The 1,516-nt window shown below is 53.3% G+C and carries 4 tRNA genes and 1 rRNA gene; all 5 read right to left on the bottom strand.

The features are described 5' to 3' along the window. Positions 1-1,074 (bottom strand): 16S ribosomal RNA (locus tag ACFC1X_RS40760); the annotation flags it as partial. A gap of 76 nt (positions 1,075-1,150) precedes the next feature. Further along, positions 1,151-1,226, bottom strand: a tRNA-Ala gene (locus ACFC1X_RS40765). 10 nt (positions 1,227-1,236) lie between these two features. Beyond that, positions 1,237-1,308, bottom strand: a tRNA-Gly gene (locus tag ACFC1X_RS40770). A gap of 5 nt (positions 1,309-1,313) precedes the next feature. Next, positions 1,314-1,400, bottom strand: a tRNA-Leu gene (locus ACFC1X_RS40775). A 10-nt stretch (positions 1,401-1,410) separates the two neighbouring features. Beyond that, a tRNA-Lys gene (locus tag ACFC1X_RS40780) sits at positions 1,411-1,486 on the bottom strand. Positions 1,487-1,516 lie beyond the last annotated feature (30 nt).

Here is a 1,516-nt window from a genome sequence, read left to right on the forward strand (position 1 = left end):
GACGACAACCATGCACCACCTGTCACTCTGCCCCCGAAGGGGACGTCCTATCTCTAGGATTGTCAGAGGATGTCAAGACCTGGTAAGGTTCTTCGCGTTGCTTCGAATTAAACCACATGCTCCACCGCTTGTGCGGGCCCCCGTCAATTCCTTTGAGTTTCAGTCTTGCGACCGTACTCCCCAGGCGGAGTGCTTAATGCGTTAGCTGCAGCACTAAGGGGCGGAAACCCCCTAACACTTAGCACTCATCGTTTACGGCGTGGACTACCAGGGTATCTAATCCTGTTCGCTCCCCACGCTTTCGCTCCTCAGCGTCAGTTACAGACCAGAGAGTCGCCTTCGCCACTGGTGTTCCTCCACATCTCTACGCATTTCACCGCTACACGTGGAATTCCACTCTCCTCTTCTGCACTCAAGTTCCCCAGTTTCCAATGACCCTCCCCGGTTGAGCCGGGGGCTTTCACATCAGACTTAAGAAACCGCCTGCGAGCCCTTTACGCCCAATAATTCCGGACAACGCTTGCCACCTACGTATTACCGCGGCTGCTGGCACGTAGTTAGCCGTGGCTTTCTGGTTAGGTACCGTCAAGGTGCCGCCCTATTTGAACGGCACTTGTTCTTCCCTAACAACAGAGCTTTACGATCCGAAAACCTTCATCACTCACGCGGCGTTGCTCCGTCAGACTTTCGTCCATTGCGGAAGATTCCCTACTGCTGCCTCCCGTAGGAGTCTGGGCCGTGTCTCAGTCCCAGTGTGGCCGATCACCCTCTCAGGTCGGCTACGCATCGTTGCCTTGGTGAGCCGTTACCTCACCAACTAGCTAATGCGCCGCGGGTCCATCTGTAAGTGGTAGCCGAAGCCACCTTTTATGTCTGAACCATGCGGTTCAAACAACCATCCGGTATTAGCCCCGGTTTCCCGGAGTTATCCCAGTCTTACAGGCAGGTTACCCACGTGTTACTCACCCGTCCGCCGCTAACATCAGGGAGCAAGCTCCCATCTGTCCGCTCGACTTGCATGTATTAGGCACGCCGCCAGCGTTCGTCCTGAGCCAGGATCAAACTCTCCGATAAAGTTAGTTTGTCTAGCATCTAAAAATAAAAATTGACGTTTCACGTTGTTTGTTTCGTTCAGTTTTCAAAGAACTAATGGTGGAGCCTAGCGGGATCGAACCGCTGACCTCCTGCGTGCAAGGCAGGCGCTCTCCCAGCTGAGCTAAGGCCCCTTAGTAATAAAGCGGAAGACGGGATTCGAACCCGCGACCCCCACCTTGGCAAGGTGGTGTTCTACCACTGAACTACTTCCGCAGAAATGGTGCGGATGAAGGGACTTGAACCCCCACGTCTGTAAAGACACTAGAGCCTGATTCTAGCGCGTCTGCCAATTCCGCCACATCCGCAAGAAAAACATGGTGAGCCATGAAGGACTCGAACCTTCGACCCTCTGATTAAAAGTCAGATGCTCTACCAACTGAGCTAATGGCTCTTATTACAAGAGACTCATATAGTATAACAT

This window comes from Streptomyces sp. NPDC056128, assembly GCF_042263835.1.
GTDB lineage: Bacteria > Actinomycetota > Actinomycetes > Streptomycetales > Streptomycetaceae > Streptomyces.